Source organism: Microbacterium deferens, from assembly GCF_045517775.1.
Taxonomy (GTDB): Bacteria; Actinomycetota; Actinomycetes; order Actinomycetales; family Microbacteriaceae; genus Microbacterium.
Map to the genome: position 1 here is coordinate 740,482 of NZ_JBEUWT010000001.1, position 14,905 is coordinate 755,386.

Genomic DNA, 14,905 nt, shown 5'->3' on the forward strand with positions numbered 1-14,905 from the left:
ACGGATGCAGCGACGCGGCCCGCCCCCGGAGGGACGAGCCGCGTCGTGGTGAGTCTCAGACCAGGTCGAAGCGGTCGAGCTCGGTGACCTTCTGCCAGGCGGCGACGAAGTCGGCGACGAACTTTTCACGGGCGTCGTCGGAGGCGTAGACCTCGGCGAGAGCACGCAGCTCGGAGTTCGAGCCGAACACCAGGTCGGCGCGGGTGCCGATCCAGGTCGCCTCACCGGTGGCGTCGTCGTGCGCCTGGAACGCGTGCGACCCGGGGTCGAGCGGCTTCCACGTGGTGCCGAGTTCGAGCAGGTTCACGAAGAAGTCGTTCGTGAGCGCGCCCGGCGTCTGGGTGAGCACACCGAACGACGAGCCGTCCCAGGTGGCACCGATCGCGCGGAGTCCGCCGACGAGCACCGTGGTCTCGGGCGCGGTCAGCGTGAGCTGGGCGGCCTTGTCGATCAAGTGGTACTCGGCCGGGAGCGACGCCGACCGGCTCTGGTAGTTGCGGAAGCCGTCGGCGACGGGCTCCAGCCACTCGAACGACTTCTCGTCGGTCTGCTCGGGGGTCGCGTCGACGCGTCCGGCGCGGAAAGGCACCTCGACCTCGACGCCGGCAGCACGGGCCGCCTCCTCGACGCCGGCGTTGCCCGCCAGCACGATGAGGTCGGCGATCGAGACGCGCTTGCCTGTGGTCTGCGCCGCATCGAACGCGCTCTTGACGCCCTCGAGCGCCTCGAGCACGGTCGCGAGCTGGACGGGGTTGTTGACTTCCCAGTCCTTCTGCGGAGCCAGACGGATGCGCGCACCGTTGACGCCGCCGCGCTTGTCGCCGCCGCGGAACGTGGATGCTGCGGCCCACGCGGTCGACACGAGCTGAGCGGGCGTGAGGCCCGACTCGAGGATGCGGCGCTTGAGCTCCGCAGCATCCGACGCGTCGATCGGCTCGGATTCGGCCGCCGGGAGCGGGTCCTGCCAGATGAGGTCTTCCGCCGGGACCTCGGGTCCGAGGTAGCGCACCTTCGGACCGAGATCGCGGTGCGTGAGCTTGAACCAGGCACGGGCGAACGCGTCGGCGAACTCGTCGGGGTTCTCGAAGAACCGGCGCGAGATCTCACCGTACGACGGGTCGAACCGCAGGGCGAGGTCGGTGGTCAGCATCCGCGGTTCGCGGCGCGCCGAGGGGTCGTGAGCCAGCGGCACGAGGTCGGAGCCGGCGCCGTCCTTCGGACGCCACTGCCAGGCGCCCGCCGGGCTCTTGAACAGCTCCCACTCGTACGAGAAGAGGATGTGGAAGAACTCGTTGTCCCAGCGCGTCGGGTGGTAGGTCCAGGTGACCTCGAGCCCGCTCGTGATCTGGTCGTCGCCCTTGCCGGTGCCGTGGTTGTTCTTCCAGCCCAGGCCCTGCTGCTCCATGCCCGCGGCCTCGACGTCGCCCTCGAGGTTCGAGTCGGGCGCCGCACCGTGCGTCTTGCCGAAGGTGTGGCCACCGGCGATCAGCGCGACGGTCTCTTCGTCGTTCATGGCCATGCGGCCGAACGTCTCACGGATGTCGTGCGCGGCGGCGACCGGGTCGGGGTTGCCGCCCGGGCCCTCGGGGTTCACGTAGATGAGTCCGAGGTGGGTCGCCGCGAGCGGCTTCTCGAGGTTCTTCGCCTCGCGGCCACCGGGGAAGCGCTTCTCGTCGCCGAGCCACTGGGTCTCCGAGCCCCAGTAGACGTTCTCGGGCTCCCAGACGTCCTTGCGGCCGCCGGCGTAGCCGAAGGTCTGGAAGCCCATCGACTCCAGTGCGACGTTGCCCGCGAGGATGAAGAGGTCGGCCCACGAGAGGCTCTGCCCGTACTTCTTCTTCAGCGGCCAGAGGATGCGGCGCCCCTTGTCGAGACCGACGTTGTCGGGCCAGCTGTTCAGCGGCGCGAAACGCTGCTGACCGCTTCCGGCACCGCCGCGGCCGTCCCACACCCGATAGGTGCCGGCGCTGTGCCAGGCGAGACGGATCATGAGCGGGCCGTAGTGGCCGAAGTCGGCGGGCCACCAGGGCTGCGACGTCGTCAGCACCTCGAGGATCTCGGCCTTCACCGCGGCGAGGTCGAGGCCCTGGAAAGCGGCTGCGTAGTCGAACTCGGCGCCGAGAGGGTTGCGCTCGGCCGGGTTGAACGCCAGGAGGTCGATGTTGAGCTTGTTCGGCCACCACGTGTGGTTCGGGTCACCCGCGGTCGGACGAGGAAGGTCTTCGTGCAGCACGGGGCAGCTCGCGCCGGCGGCGGGCGACTCCTCGCCGGTGGTCGTGGTCGATTCGGTCTCCTCGTCGGTGACGACGGGGGTTTCGCTGTCGGTCATTCGGTTCCTTCCGCAAGGTGGGTGAGGGCAGAGGTCGAGTCGATGGGGGCGGATGCCGCGGCGCCGCTGCAGGGTCGGCACAGACCCCAGAACGTCACCTCCGCCGAGAAGACGGTGAAACCGTGGGTGTCGCCCGGCACGAGGCAGGGCGCCGCCCCGACCGTGCAGTCGACGTCTTCGATGCGACCGCAGGACGCGCACACGAGGTGATGATGGTTGTCGTCGACCCGCAGCTCGAAGAGTCCGGGGTGACCCGCCGGCTCGATCCGACGAACCAGGCCCGCCGCCGTGAGGTCGCCGAGCGCGTTGTACACCGACTGCAGGCTGGTGTGAGCGAGCGTGGGGCGCACCCGTTCGAAGACGTCATCGGCCCGCGCGTGGGGCAGGTCTCGCAGGGCGTCGAAGACCGCGACGCGCGTGCCCGTGACGCGGAGACCAGATCGGCGGATCACGCCTTCGGTCTCGGAGGTCGCGGGAAGATCGGGCACGACTCCAACCTAGCCGCTTCTTTTGATCTGCTCAAAAGAAGCAGGTCACCGGGCGTGTCAGCCGGCAACGAGGCGGGGCGTGCCCGCCTCGTACTCGGTGAGATCGCCCGACTCGCCCTCCTGGGCGGCGCGGCGCCCGAGCACGAGCATGTAGACGAGGAACACCGCGAGTGCTCCGGCGCCGATCGTGAGCTTGACCTGCCACGGCCACGCCTGCGGCGTGACGAACCCCTCGACCAGGCCCGACAACGCCAGGACGAACACGAGGCCCACCGCGATCGTGCCGAGCGAACGCCCCGCCGCGGCGAGGGCCTCGCCGCGCGATCGACGACCCGGCGCGATCCACGCCCAGAAGATGCCGAGGCCCGCCGCTGCCGCGACGAAGATCGCCGTGAGCTCGAGCAGCCCGTGCGGGAGGATGAACTGGAAGAAGATGTCGCCCCGGCCGAAAGCGAACATGATGGCGGCGGCCTGACCCACGCCCACGGCGTTCTGCATGACGACCATGACGGGCCAGAAGCCCGTGATGCCGAAGATCACGCACTGAGCGGCGATCCAGGCGTTGTTCGTCCACACCGTGCCGGCGAACACCGCCGCCGGGTTCTCGGTGTAGTAGCCGGTGAACTGGTCGTCGGCGTAGGCCTGCAGATCGACCTGCTCGCCCAGGGAGGCAAGAGCCGCAGCATCCGACGAGATCCATGATCCGACCAGGCTCGCCACCACGAGGAAGGCCACCGCGACGGCCAGGGTCGACCACCGCACGCGGTACAGCGCCGCGGGCAGCTGACGCACGAAGAAGCGGGGAACCTGACGCAGCACGTTCTCGCGCGCACCGGTCAGCCGCAGCCGCGTGCGGGCCAGCAGGGTCGAGACGTGGTCGCCCTGCGGGGTGCGACCCGCCGAGGTCTTGATGTCGGCGAGATCGGCGGATGCTGCGCGGTAGCGCGTGACCAGCTCGTCGACGTCGGCGCCGCTGAGACGGCGGCGGCGACCGAGTTCGTCCAGGCGCGCCCATTCCTCGCGTCGCGCGGCGGTGAGGGCATCGAGGTCCACTGGTTAACTGTATCCATGACGCAGGCGCCCGCCCCGGTACGGATCCCTCAGGAGGAGACCCTCACCGGCGAGGCCGTCGCCCTCGACGTGCAGCCCGTGGGGTTCTTCCTCCGCGGGGTCGGCCTCCTGATCGACGTGGTCGTCTCGATCGTGGTGCTCGTGCTGTTCGCGCTCGCGACCTTCGCCCTCATCGACGCCGGGGCCCTGAGCGCGGAGGTGCTGCCGATCGTCGCGATCGTCGTGTTGGTGCTCGTCGCCGTCGTGCTGCCCACGACCGTCGAGACCATCACCCGAGGGCGGAGCCTGGGCAAGCTGGCCGTGGGCGGCCGGATCGTCCGCGCCGACGGCGGGGCGGCGGGGTTCCGGCACGCGCTGCTGCGCGCCCTGGCGGGAGTGCTCGAGATCTGGCTCACCGTCGGCTCGGTCGCCGCCCTCGTCGGCGCGTTCACGCCGCGCGCACAGCGGCTGGGCGATCTGCTCGCCGGCACATACTCCGAGCGCACGCGCACGAAACGCCTTCCACCCCCTGCCCCCGGGGTTCCCGATGCGCTCGTCGACTGGGCGCGCACGGCGGATGTCGACCGGCTTCCCGACCGGCTCTCGTCGCGCATCGCCCAGTTCGTGCGGCAGGCGTCCGATCTGCAGCCCGCACCCCGCGCCCGGCTCGCCGCGTCGCTCGCCGACGAGGCGCGTCGGCATGTCGCCCCCATCCCTCCGGTCGACGCCGAGACGCTGCTGCGGGGCGTGGCGGCGGTGCGTCGCGATCGTGAGTGGCGCGCGCTGAACCGTCAGAACCAGCGGGTGGACGCACTCCTCGCGGGCACGGGCGACGCGCTGCGCTGAGTCGTCGAACCCGGGGTCAGACCTGGAGGGTCTCGTGTCGCACGACGATCCACCCGCGCGGCACGGAGAGGCGCTCGGTATGGATGGCGCAGAGATCGTGTGCGTGCGGATCGTCGGCGCGCCCCAGTGGTCCGATCGCGGCCATCTGATCGCCGTAGTCGTACGTCAACGTCGACACGGCCTCACGGGCGCACGCCACCTTGGAACACAGTCTCTCGCGCATTGTCCCGAGCGTAGTCCGGGCCTCCCCCACGCCCGCGACGCCACCCCGCGCACCGCCGAACGCCGGGCCGCCGCCGCGTAGGATGGGCCGCATGGCGTGGCGACGGGTTCGAGAGACCGCGGCACCGCGTCCGTCTCGCCACGGGCGCCACGGGCGCGAGAATCGCAGCCCCGTGGTGCGCCCTCCGCTCCCGCCGCTCGATACGCGCGCGGAGCGTTTCGAGCTCACCGTCGGCACAGCGGCGGAGTTCCTCCGGTCGGCGTGGGACGAACTGCGCGACGTCTCGTTCGAGATCGGCATCATGCCGCCGCTCGCCGAGGACGCCGGCATCCCCCGGTGGCGGGTGCTGCGCGAGGAGAAGCGCATCATCCTGTTCCGCGTGCCGATCGAGCGGCTCAGTCACCTGCACCGGGACGACGAGCTGCACCGTCGCATGGTGATCGAGGGGTGCGTGTTCCGCGCCGCCGCAGAATACCTCGACCGCGACCCGTGGGACCTCGGCCCCGAGCGCTTCCGCTTCTTCTGAGGCGCGCGTGAGGTCGATCGGCCCGACACGATGCGACGGGGCGCTCCGCTGTGCCGGTCGTGGCCGATGACCGCGGGCGCGTCGGATCAGGGGTAGACGGTGAGCGCGGGAGCCGCAGCATCCGCTGCCCACACGACGAACGAGGCGATCGCGCTCTCGGACGCGAAGTCGACACCGGCATGCACCGGCGCGGAGGGCTCGAGCCGGTAGACGCTGCCGGGTGAGACGGGGGCAGTGGTCGAACCGCCGGCCGCGACGGAGAGGGTGGTGGAGCCGCCGACGGTGGTGTCGACCAGCGTGACGGTCGCGGCCTCGGTCGCCGCGTTCGCGATCGTCAGGGCGGCACCGGCGCCGTCGGGCACCGCGAAGACGCTCGCGGTCGAGATCTCGGGGGCCGACGTGTACCAGGCGAAGTCGTCGCCCTCGCCGAAACCCGTCGCCTGGAAGGTGCCGGCGACGACGGGCACGGATGCGTCGACCGTGACCGTGTAACGCCCGGGCTCAAGATCGTCGTAGGCGAGCGAGGAGGGTAGCCCCGCCGCCAGAGGAACCGTCGAGGTGCGCGCAGGCGCGGAGCCGTCGACCGACGCGATCGTGACCGTCGCCTCGGCATCGCCCACCGGCGCGAGCAGGCGCACGATCGTCGCGGAGTTCGCGCCGTCGGGCTCGGACACCACTGATACGCCCGGCATCACCTGACGTGGTGAGGCGGCGGCGAGCGCGCCGACCTGGTCGACGCCGCCGGGCGTCAGCGCGCGGGCAAGACTCGCCTGGAGCGACGCGCGCACGGGCGCACCGCTGGAGGTGACCCGCACCACCGGGCTCTCCTCGCCGAGGAGGAGGCCGGCCAGCGGGATCACGACCTGCGATCCGGCTGCGACGACGCGGTTGCTGCCCCCGGGAGGCAGCTGCGGACCGTCGACGCCGTAGACGGTCAGCTGCACGGTCGCGGCGACGTCGCCCGGGTTGGACACGACGACGAGATCGTTCGAACCGGTGGTGGTCGCTCCCCCGACGAGCCACGACTCCATCAGCGGCGTCGTGCACGACGAGGCGGCGAATCCGGCGAGGTCGGCGTCGGCGAGCGACGCCGAGCCCGACGCCGCCAACTCTGCTCGGACTCCGCCCGACGGATCGGCCGAGAGCGCGACGGGTTCGGCTCCTGCGGGCCCCGTGACGCTCGCCGTCTCCGCGGCGGTGGTCGACGGCCCCGACACGACGGACTGCCCCGCGGCGATGCTGATCGCCGAGGAGTCTTCGATGGTGCGGCCCAGAGCGAGGATGGGGCCGTCGCAGACGACCGTGGCGGCCGACGGCGTCGGCGTCGCCGAGACCATGACCGGTTCGGCCGACAGGCTCGGCCAGGGGGCGGCGATCCCGGCCCCGACCGCGACGACGGCGGCCGCGGCGATGCCCGTTCCCACCACGAGACGTGCGCTCGTGGTGGCCCAGCGGCGTGCGCGTGAATCGGTCATCGGGTCTCCCCGGGGGTCGGCCCGACGATGCGCGGGGATCGGCGCGCCGTTCCTCGGCTGGCGGTCGTGGGGATGGCGAGCAGCAGGGCGATGACGACGACACCGATCTGCACGCCGGCGATGAGGAGCGCTGTATCCCGCGTCATCCGCGAGGGTTCGGCGCGCGGGGCGATCGCCTCGGTCACGCGCCACAGCGTGCCGCGAGAGGTTTCACCGACCGTGTCGAGCCCGCCGAGCTGGTCGAGCGCGGTCGATGCCGACAGCTGCAGCGTCGCGGCCGCGTCGGCCGTGGCCGGATCACCCGGAGTCAACAGCACGAACGCGATCCCGCGCGTCGCGAGGCCTGAGACCGCGTCGCCCGCCGACGACGTGACGAGGCTCGCGGCGAGATCGGCCACCTCCCGATCCGACGCGTCGACGACGTCGCGCGTCGAGATGACGGTGCTCTGACCGCCCAAGGTCTCGCTACCGCCCCACACCACGCGCACGTGGAGTCCGGTGTCGTCGGGGTCGAGCACGAGCGTGCCCAGCCGCGCGTCGTCGCGACCCTCGGCGGCGACGTAGGCCGGAAGGGTCGAGGCGGGGCCGTTGGTCAGCGCCAGCTCATTGCGGAACGAGAGGGTGAGCACCGGGACCGCAGCGACCGCCAACGCCGCCAGGGCGAGCACCGCGGCGACCGGGCGGACCACGCGCATGCGGTTCACCACACCCGCATCGAGGGTGACCATGGCGGCACCGATCGCGCCGAGCCACGCCAGGCTGAGAGCCGCGCCGGGCCAGATCGCGACGGCTGTGGCATCGACGAACGACACCGCCACCCCGATCGCGGCGAACGCCGTCGCGAGCCCCGCGCCGGCGATGACGAGCAGCGCCGCGCCGCTGACCCATCGCGGGGTCAGCACCGCGAGAAGCGCGAGCACGGCGATCGGGGCGGCGAGCAGCGGCACCCACCATGTCGGAGCGCCCGCGAGCAACGACGACCATCCGCCCGGGTCGGAGAGCGGGAAACCCGTCGCGAGGAAGAAACGTCCGACCGCGTCGGCCGCGACCGTGCCGCCCGCGTAAGGCACACCCGGGTCGGCCAACAGAGCCCACGGGTTGCCGACGCGCACCTGATGCCAGACCAGGGGTGCGAAGGCGACCACCGAGGGCACGAAGAGCCAGACGATCTGTCCGAGTCCGCGACCGCGCGTGACGAGGGCGGCCAGGAGCAGCGTCGCCGACCACAGCAGCACGAACGCCGGAGCCAGCGACGGCGAGCACGCGATCACGGCGACCAGGAGCAGGGATGCTGCGCCCGCGGCAGCCCACGAGCGATGCGCCACGCTCGCGGTGTAGAAGAGCCACGGCAGGAGCAGGTGCACGAGCACGCCCGCCGCGCGACCCTCCGAGAGCGCCGCGAGGAACGTCGGGGCGAGCGCCCACGCGACGGCGGCGGTGAGCCGGAGCGAGGAGCGTTCGGTGACGCGCGTGCTCGCGAACCACGCGCCGAGCACGGCGAGAGGCAGCGCCGCGAGCCAGAGGAGCACCATCGCGCGGGCGGGCGCGAAGGGCCACAAGGTGCCCAGGAGCGCGATGACGGCGGAGAAGGGGTCGGCCGGACCGATCTCGGCGAGTCCGACGGAGCGCTGCCCGAAGCCGGCGTCGGCCCAGAGGCGTGCGACGGTGTCCTGCATCGGGGCGAGCGCGCCGCCCCCGAGAGCCGGCCACGCCAGCAGCGCGGGGAAGGCGGCGACCGACACGAGGATCGCGCCGAGCACCACCCAGGCCGCGCCGCCGGTGAAGAAGCGGAGGTCGGAGCGCACGGGCGCGGTGGGCTCGGCGTCGCCGTCGAGGCGCAGCCGCAACTGGGTGCGACTCACGCGCAGCGAGGCCAGACGCGGCCAGCCGACGCGGCGCACCGCGCGGATCCGCCCGCGCGCGCGAGCGACGTGATCGAGGCGCACCAGAACGCGGAGCGTCGCGAGCCACTCCGGCCAGACGCGCCCCGGCTCCTTCGAGACCAGATGCATGATCGTGCGCCAGATCGCAAGGGGAAGCAGCGACAGCCAGTGCAGCGGCACCGCGAAGCCCGGGGCGTAGCTCAGACGACGGTGGAGCTCGGCCGTACGCACCGCGAACGCGCGACGCGAGGCACGGTGACCTTCGGGGAGGGATGCGACGCCGTCTCCGGCGACGGCGACCCGCGCGCTGGGGACGACGGTGACGAGGTCGCCGGCGAGTCGCGCGCGGACTCCGAGGTCGAGGCCTTCGTCGGCACCCGCCAGCGCGGGGTCGAGCCCGCCCAGCACGCGCCAGTCCTCGCGTCGCACGAGCACGCCGCGGATATCGGAACCGAGCACGTCCGCCGCAGCGTCGTGCTGGCCCTGATCGAGTTCGTCGGCGGCCAGTTCGACGGAGCGGCCGAAGCCGCTCATGCTCACACCCAGCGAAACGATCTCGGTGCGGTCGTCCCAGCGGACGAGCTTGGGCGCGACCATCGCGAGCGACGGTGCGAGTTCGAGGGCGCCGGCCAATCGCGTCAGCGCCTGGGGCTCGGGCGCCGTGTCCTGGGCGAGCAGCCACACGGCGTCGCCGGTGAGCCGCGGCGTCGCGAGGGCGGTCGCCGCGGCGAAGCCCGTCGAGTGCGGGGCGGTGATGACGCCCTCGGCACCGGATGCTGCGGCGATCTCGGTCAGTGCGGCGTCGCCACCGCAGAGCACGATCGTCAGTGCGTCGACCGGCTGGGTCTGCGCACGGAGCGCGTCGATCGTGCGCTTCAGGTGCGCCGCAGCGGGCGTACGTCCCTCGGGACGCACGACGAGGATGGCATGGACTCGCGAGGGCATGGCGCGATCAGCCTAAGCGGGGCGGCGGCGAGGGCGAGCCGCACGCGCCGAAGCCGACGGGATCGACGATCAGCTGGCGCGACGCTTGAGCTTGCGTCGTTCGCGCTCGCTGAGGCCGCCCCAGATGCCGAAACGCTCGTCGTTCTGCAGCGCGTACTCGAGGCATTCCGTGCGGACGTCGCAGGTGGTGCAGACGCGCTTGGCGTCTCGCGTCGAACCGCCCTTCTCGGGGAAGAACGCTTCGGGGTCGGTCTGCGAGCAGAGCGCGTCGGTCTGCCAGGCGAGGGCGTTGTCTTCGACGTCGGCTTCGCGGCGGACACCGGGGACGCCGAGTTGCACCGGATCGACGAACCAGTTCTCGGGTGCACCGGAACGGTAATCTGACGCCATTTCGTCCCTTTCGCGATCCCCCGCGTGTCGGTCACGCGCTCATAATTACACCGGTGTTATTCGAGGAAATCAAGTCGCGGATACTAAAGCCTCAATCGCGCATTGAACCTTTACCCGGATTCATCGGCGTGTCGCGGGGGTGAATCCCGCAGGTCAGTCGTCGCCGGGCATGGCGATGAAGAGCTCGCCCGAGCCCGCGACCACGAGCGGCGCCTCGTCGACCGTCGCGAGAGCCGCCTGACCGGGCGAGAGCTCGATGCTCTCCCCCGACGCGCCCGTCACGCGAACCGTGCCCCGCGTCGCGAGGGCGATGGCGGTGCCCCGCAGCGCGGCATGGATCGGGGCGTCGGCCGACTCGACGTGCAGCAGCGCGAAGTCGGGCACACCCGCGTCGAAGAGCTTCACACCGGCCTCGAGCTCGACCGGCGTGAGCGTCGGCGGCGGAGAGGGCGCAGCATCCACCAGCGAGAGCAGCTCGTCGACGTCGATGTGCTTCGGGGTCAGACCGCCCCGCAGAACGTTGTCGCTCGCAGCCATGAGCTCGACCCCCAGCCCCGAGACGTAGGCGTGCAGCACGCCGGCCGGCACGAAGACGGCCTCGCCCGGCCGCAGCGACACGAGATTCATCAGCAGCGCGACGACCACCCCGGGGTCGCCGGGGTAGGCCTGCGCGAGGCGGGCCGCGAGCGCGACCTCGTCGGCGAACTCGTCCGACGATGCCGACGCGGCGGCGTCGATGATCCGGTCGACGTCGGCCTGCGCGTCGCCGCCGAGCAGCCAGCCGATCGTCGAGCGGAGGGCCTCTTCGGCATCCGTTCCGTCGAGATGCGCGCGCAGCGACACCGCGTCGGCTCCGAGGACGTCGACCAGGCGCCGCGTCGTGTCGAGATCGCGCAGCCCTGCCAGAGCGACGAACGGGTCGCTCAGCGCGACGATGACCTCGGGCTTGTGATTGTCGTCGCGATAGTTCCGCTCGCCCGCGTCGCGCGGGACCCCCGCGGCCTCTTCCCGGGCGAACCCGACCTCGGCCTGCGCCTTCGACGGATGCACCTGGATCGACAGCGGCGCACCGGCCGCGAGCAGCTTGAGCAGGTACGGCAGCTTCGCCGGCGAGTCGTCGGCGGCGGCCTCCGCCGGAAGCCAGTCGTCGAGCGTGCGACCGGTGCCGTCATGCACCTCGGAGGGTGAGCCAGGGTGATCGCCGAACCACACCTCGGCCTCGGGCCGGCCGCTCGGGGCGCGCCCCTCCAGCTCGGCGATCAGGGTGGTGGAACCCCAGGCGTAGTCGCGCGGTGTGTTCGAGATGCGGGTCAGCACGCTCCCATCGTAGGGCGGGGCGGCAGACGGCATCGCCTCTCGGAGCGGGAGCCCTGCTACCCGATGGGGATGCCGGGGATCGACGCGAGGGCGTCGCGCATCGCGGGCGTCAAGCTCGCCGCGTAGGTGGCAGAGAGGTGACTCTGATCCAGGTACACCGCCACGTTGCCGATGACCGCGTGGCACGTCTCCTCGGGGCACAGGAAGTCGAGGAGATCCACGGCATGGACGCCCTGGCGAGAACCCAGCTCCGCAGCGGGATTGATCTCGGCCGAGACGTCGACCCGAGCGCGGGTGCACTCGGCGGCCTCTCGCCCGTTGTCCTCGATGCAGCGATACATGTTGGTCTCGTACCGCGGATTGTCTCGAATGAGGAGCACGTCGGATCCGGATGCGACGATCTGATCCACTCGCTCCGCGATCCCGAGCGGCAGACGCTCGTCCGGCGACTCCGCGACGGCGCGGCTGCCGATCAGCACCACGAGATCTGCGGGGAAATCCTCCGCGTAGGACGCCGCCGCCCGTTCCCAGTCCTCGCATTCCGCGTCGACCTGGGCGGCCTCGCCCGGGGCGAAGAAGCACCCGCCTTTGAGGAGGGCGACGGCGTTCCAGCCCTCGTCCTGCAGGATCGGCACCAACGCCCCCGACCACTGCTGCGCGTGGGAGTCGCCGATGATGAGAGCGGTCTGCGCGGCGCCTTCCGCGCTCAGGGTCTCGAGGCAGGTCGCAGCCAGCGAACGATCACGGGGCACCCTGTCCCCCGTGCACCTCGAATCGAACTCCACCCAGTCGGTGTCGACCGCGGTGCCGACCGGAACGATGTCGGCGTCGGCGATGACGTTGGCGGCGTTCCGCGGGAGGAGGACGGAAGCACCGGGGTTCGCCTGCGGGTCGGCCATCGCAGACCGGACCCTGTCGGCGGCCTGCCACCCCGTGAGCGGCACGAGCACGATGAGCAGCCACCCGACGGTGACGCCGACGCTCGTGCGCACAGAGGAGGACGACACCTTCTCGGCCCGACGCTCCACGAGGCGATTGAGGGTCACCGCCGACGCCAGCGAGACGGCGACGACCGCGAGCCCGCCGACGAACGAGACCGAGGGCGAATCGGTGACCACGAGGTACGCCACCAGCACGGGCCAGTGGACCAGGTAGAGGCTGTAGGCGATGGTCCCGAGCCTGACCATCCAGGGGGAGCCGAGGAATCGCACGGGGGCGCTCGTCGCCTCGGCCTGTCCCGCCAGGATGAGGAAGGCTGCGCTCAGCGTGGGCCACAGCGCCGCTGCTCCGGGGAACCCCGACTCGACGTCCAGGACGATCCCGCACAGCAGCACCCCGGCGATGCCGATCCACGCCAGGATCGCGCCGGAGCGGGCGCGGATGTGCAACGACGGCGCGACGATCGCGAGCAACGACCCGAGGGCGAACTCCCAGAGCCGCGACCACGTGTCGAAGTACGCCAGCTGCTGATCGGCGGCGGTGTAGATGATGGAGCGGATGAAGGATGCGGCGAAGACCGCGCCGAACACGATCAGCAGCACCCGTCGCGGGTCGAGGCGCAGCCTGCGGGCCGCCCAGAGACCCCCCGCGATGATCACGGGCCAGAGAAGGAAGACCTGGCCCTGGATGGACAGCGACCAGAAGTGCAGGAGCGGCGAGGGGAAGGCCTCGGTGCGTGCGTAGTAGTCCACCGACTCGGCCGACAACTGCCAGTTCTGCGCGTAGAAGAGCGATGCGAACGATTGCGACCAGATCGTGTTCCATGACGACGTGGGGAACACCGCCGCAGCCAGCAGCAGCACCCCGAGCACCGTGACAGCGGCGGCGGGGATCAAGCGGGCGAATCTGCGCAGCCAGAACCGCCCGAGATAGGGAGCATCGACGCTGTCGGCGCGGCGGAGGAACGACGAGGTCAAGAAGTACGCCGAGACCATCAGGAAGACGTCGACGCCGCCCGAGACGCGCCCGACCCAGACGTGGTAGATGACGACGAGAGCGATCGCGAACGCTCTCAGGCCGTCGATGTCGGCTCTGCGCTCTGCGGACCGCGACACGGTCCTCGTCGTAGTCCGGAGCCCGGAGAGTGCTCCGGAGGCAGAGCTCGCCCGACTCATCCTGGCCGCAGCGAGGTGAGGGAGAGACGACCGCACATCCATCTAGCGTAGGGTCGCTGCCGCACTACCCTGGAAGGCACGATGGCGATCTCGACGAAGCATCCCGCGTCCGCTCCCCCGGAGGCACCGGCGCGCGAGACGACCGGCCACCTACTGCTGCGCGGGTGGTGCGTGTTCGTCATCGTCGCAGCACTCATCGGGTCGGGCTGGGTGTTCGCCCTCGGCCCCGTCGGCACGGGCGTGTTCGTGGCGGCGACCGTGATCGTCACGATCGTGCTGTGGGTCACGATCCGGCCTCCGCTCCAGTGGCGTCGGCTTCCGTGGGTCGCGCTCGCCTTCCTTTTCTGGGCCGCGGTGCCGATGGTCTGGAGTCCCCGACCCGCAGAGGCAGCGGTGGTGTGGATGCTGCTGGCGGCCGCCGCGGTGCACGCGATGTTCATCGCCGCCGCCCTCACCTGGCGCGATGTCGTGCGCACGGTCGCGTCAGCGCTGAAGTGGCTGATCGGGCTCTCCATCGTCTTCGAACTCGCGGTCGGCGTCTTCGTGGGCGGGCCGCTCCTCCCGGGATTCGTCGTCGCCTCGGCCGGCTCCGACCCCGCGACGTTCTGGTCCAGCGGCGACTTCTTCGGCGCCAGTCCTCTCGAGGGTCTCGTCGGCGACCCCGGCGTGCTCGGAGCCCTCATGGTGCTCGCCATGGTCGTCTTCGTCATCCGCTTCGCTGCCCGGGCTCCGCGGCGCCCCGCCCTGCTCGGTTGGATCGTGATCGCGGCGTTCATCCTCATCCGCTCAGGATCGACCGTGTCGCTCCTCGCTCTGGCCGGGGTGACCCTCGTCCTCACGACCGTGCTCCTCATGCGCACCGCCACCCACCCCGGCGAGCGCACCCGCTACTACCTCCTGTACGCCACGGCGGGTCTCGCCGGCGGCGCGGTCGTCTGGATCGCCTTCGGCGCCGAGCTCTCGCGTGCCGAGGGCGCGTGGGCCCAGGTCTTCGCGCACCTCGGCCCGGTCGGGGTGGTGCTCCTGGCTCTCACCCTGCTCGCCTTCATCTGGCGCGCCTGGTTCTTCGCGATCGATCGTCCCCGCTTCGACCTGCGCGCCGACCGCCCCTACTCCCCCCTTTCGCTCCTCCCGACTCTGCTGGCGGCGCTCCTTCTCGTGGAGGGGGTGGCCGAACCGGGAGTGCTCCTCCTCTGGGGATGGATGCTGCTCGTGCTGCTCGGCGCGAAGATCAAGCAGGCGCCCCTGATCGGGGTCGGACCCGCCGAGCAGAGCATGGCGATCGAACGCGGAGAGGCGCCCGGACAGGTCTCCTGAGG

12 protein-coding genes are annotated in these 14,905 nt (G+C 71.4%); 3 read left to right on the forward strand and 9 right to left on the reverse strand.

Annotated features, from left to right (window positions below):
- Positions 1 to 55 precede the first annotated feature (55 nt).
- From katG to ABTU82_RS03665, 3 genes are read right to left on the reverse strand one after another with little or no spacing between them, the layout of a single operon-like run.
- Entirely contained in the window at positions 56 to 2,329 is a 2,274-nt protein-coding gene (gene katG, locus ABTU82_RS03655) for a catalase/peroxidase HPI (RefSeq protein ID WP_116646063.1), read from the reverse strand.
- Entirely contained in the window at positions 2,326 to 2,817 is a 492-nt protein-coding gene (locus tag ABTU82_RS03660; protein WP_116646062.1) for a Fur family transcriptional regulator, read from the reverse strand. Before ABTU82_RS03660 ends, katG begins: the two co-directional genes overlap by 4 nt.
- Positions 2,818 to 2,874: 57 nt before the next feature.
- Complete coding sequence (locus ABTU82_RS03665; protein ID WP_116646061.1) at positions 2,875 to 3,870, reverse strand: stage II sporulation protein M; 996 nt, start codon at positions 3,868 to 3,870, stop codon at positions 2,875 to 2,877.
- 15 nt (positions 3,871 to 3,885) lie between these two features.
- Between ABTU82_RS03665 and ABTU82_RS03670 the strand changes: the two genes are divergently transcribed.
- A complete protein-coding gene (locus ABTU82_RS03670) occupies positions 3,886 to 4,713 on the forward strand; it encodes an RDD family protein (RefSeq protein WP_407171793.1) in 828 nt (275 codons plus the stop codon).
- A 16-nt stretch (positions 4,714 to 4,729) separates the two neighbouring features.
- On the opposite strand, the gene ABTU82_RS03675 is transcribed toward ABTU82_RS03670, so the two are convergent.
- Positions 4,730 to 4,936 carry a DUF3499 family protein gene (locus ABTU82_RS03675; protein ID WP_116646754.1) on the reverse strand — a complete coding sequence of 69 codons (207 nt, stop codon included), beginning with the start codon at positions 4,934 to 4,936 and terminating at the stop codon, positions 4,730 to 4,732.
- Positions 4,937 to 5,108: 172 nt separating this feature from the next.
- Between ABTU82_RS03675 and ABTU82_RS03680 the strand changes: the two genes are divergently transcribed.
- Positions 5,109 to 5,462, forward strand: a complete 354-nt coding sequence (locus ABTU82_RS03680; RefSeq protein ID WP_116646059.1) for a metallopeptidase family protein — start codon at positions 5,109 to 5,111, stop codon at positions 5,460 to 5,462.
- A gap of 86 nt (positions 5,463 to 5,548) precedes the next feature.
- Here the strand turns inward: ABTU82_RS03680 and ABTU82_RS03685 are convergent, their stop codons facing one another.
- From ABTU82_RS03685 to ABTU82_RS03705, 5 genes are all read right to left on the reverse strand, one after another.
- Positions 5,549 to 6,937, reverse strand: a complete 1,389-nt coding sequence (locus ABTU82_RS03685; RefSeq protein WP_407171795.1) for a DUF5719 family protein — start codon at positions 6,935 to 6,937, stop codon at positions 5,549 to 5,551.
- Positions 6,934 to 9,765 carry a glycosyltransferase gene (locus ABTU82_RS03690; protein WP_407171796.1) on the reverse strand — a complete coding sequence of 944 codons (2,832 nt, stop codon included), beginning with the start codon at positions 9,763 to 9,765 and terminating at the stop codon, positions 6,934 to 6,936. Before ABTU82_RS03690 ends, ABTU82_RS03685 begins: the two co-directional genes overlap by 4 nt.
- Positions 9,766 to 9,834: 69 nt before the next feature.
- Positions 9,835 to 10,155 carry a WhiB family transcriptional regulator gene (locus ABTU82_RS03695; RefSeq protein WP_116646056.1) on the reverse strand — a complete coding sequence of 107 codons (321 nt, stop codon included), beginning with the start codon at positions 10,153 to 10,155 and terminating at the stop codon, positions 9,835 to 9,837.
- A 153-nt stretch (positions 10,156 to 10,308) separates the two neighbouring features.
- Positions 10,309 to 11,472 (reverse strand): mannose-6-phosphate isomerase, class I, encoded by a 1,164-nt coding sequence (gene manA / locus ABTU82_RS03700; protein WP_407171800.1) that lies wholly within the window; start codon positions 11,470 to 11,472, stop codon positions 10,309 to 10,311.
- Between the two features lie 56 nt (positions 11,473 to 11,528).
- Positions 11,529 to 13,526 (reverse strand): acyltransferase family protein, encoded by a 1,998-nt coding sequence (locus ABTU82_RS03705; protein WP_407171802.1) that lies wholly within the window; start codon positions 13,524 to 13,526, stop codon positions 11,529 to 11,531.
- A gap of 141 nt (positions 13,527 to 13,667) precedes the next feature.
- On the opposite strand from ABTU82_RS03705, the gene ABTU82_RS03710 reads away from it, so the two are divergent.
- Positions 13,668 to 14,903 (forward strand): O-antigen ligase family protein, encoded by a 1,236-nt coding sequence (locus ABTU82_RS03710; RefSeq protein ID WP_407171803.1) that lies wholly within the window; start codon positions 13,668 to 13,670, stop codon positions 14,901 to 14,903.
- Positions 14,904 to 14,905 lie beyond the last annotated feature (2 nt).

Coding starts and splice junctions, on each gene's coding strand:
- ABTU82_RS03685 (WP_407171795.1), bottom strand. CDS start 6,937: ATGACCGATTCACGCGCACGCCGCTGGGCCACCACGAGCGCACGTCTC.
- ABTU82_RS03710 (WP_407171803.1), top strand. CDS start 13,668: ATGGCGATCTCGACGAAGCATCCCGCGTCCGCTCCCCCGGAGGCACCG.
- ABTU82_RS03695 (WP_116646056.1), bottom strand. CDS start 10,155: ATGGCGTCAGATTACCGTTCCGGTGCACCCGAGAACTGGTTCGTCGAT.
- katG (WP_116646063.1), bottom strand. CDS start 2,329: ATGACCGACAGCGAAACCCCCGTCGTCACCGACGAGGAGACCGAATCG.
- ABTU82_RS03675 (WP_116646754.1), bottom strand. CDS start 4,936: ATGCGCGAGAGACTGTGTTCCAAGGTGGCGTGCGCCCGTGAGGCCGTG.
- ABTU82_RS03670 (WP_407171793.1), top strand. CDS start 3,886: ATGACGCAGGCGCCCGCCCCGGTACGGATCCCTCAGGAGGAGACCCTC.
- ABTU82_RS03690 (WP_407171796.1), bottom strand. CDS start 9,765: ATGCCCTCGCGAGTCCATGCCATCCTCGTCGTGCGTCCCGAGGGACGT.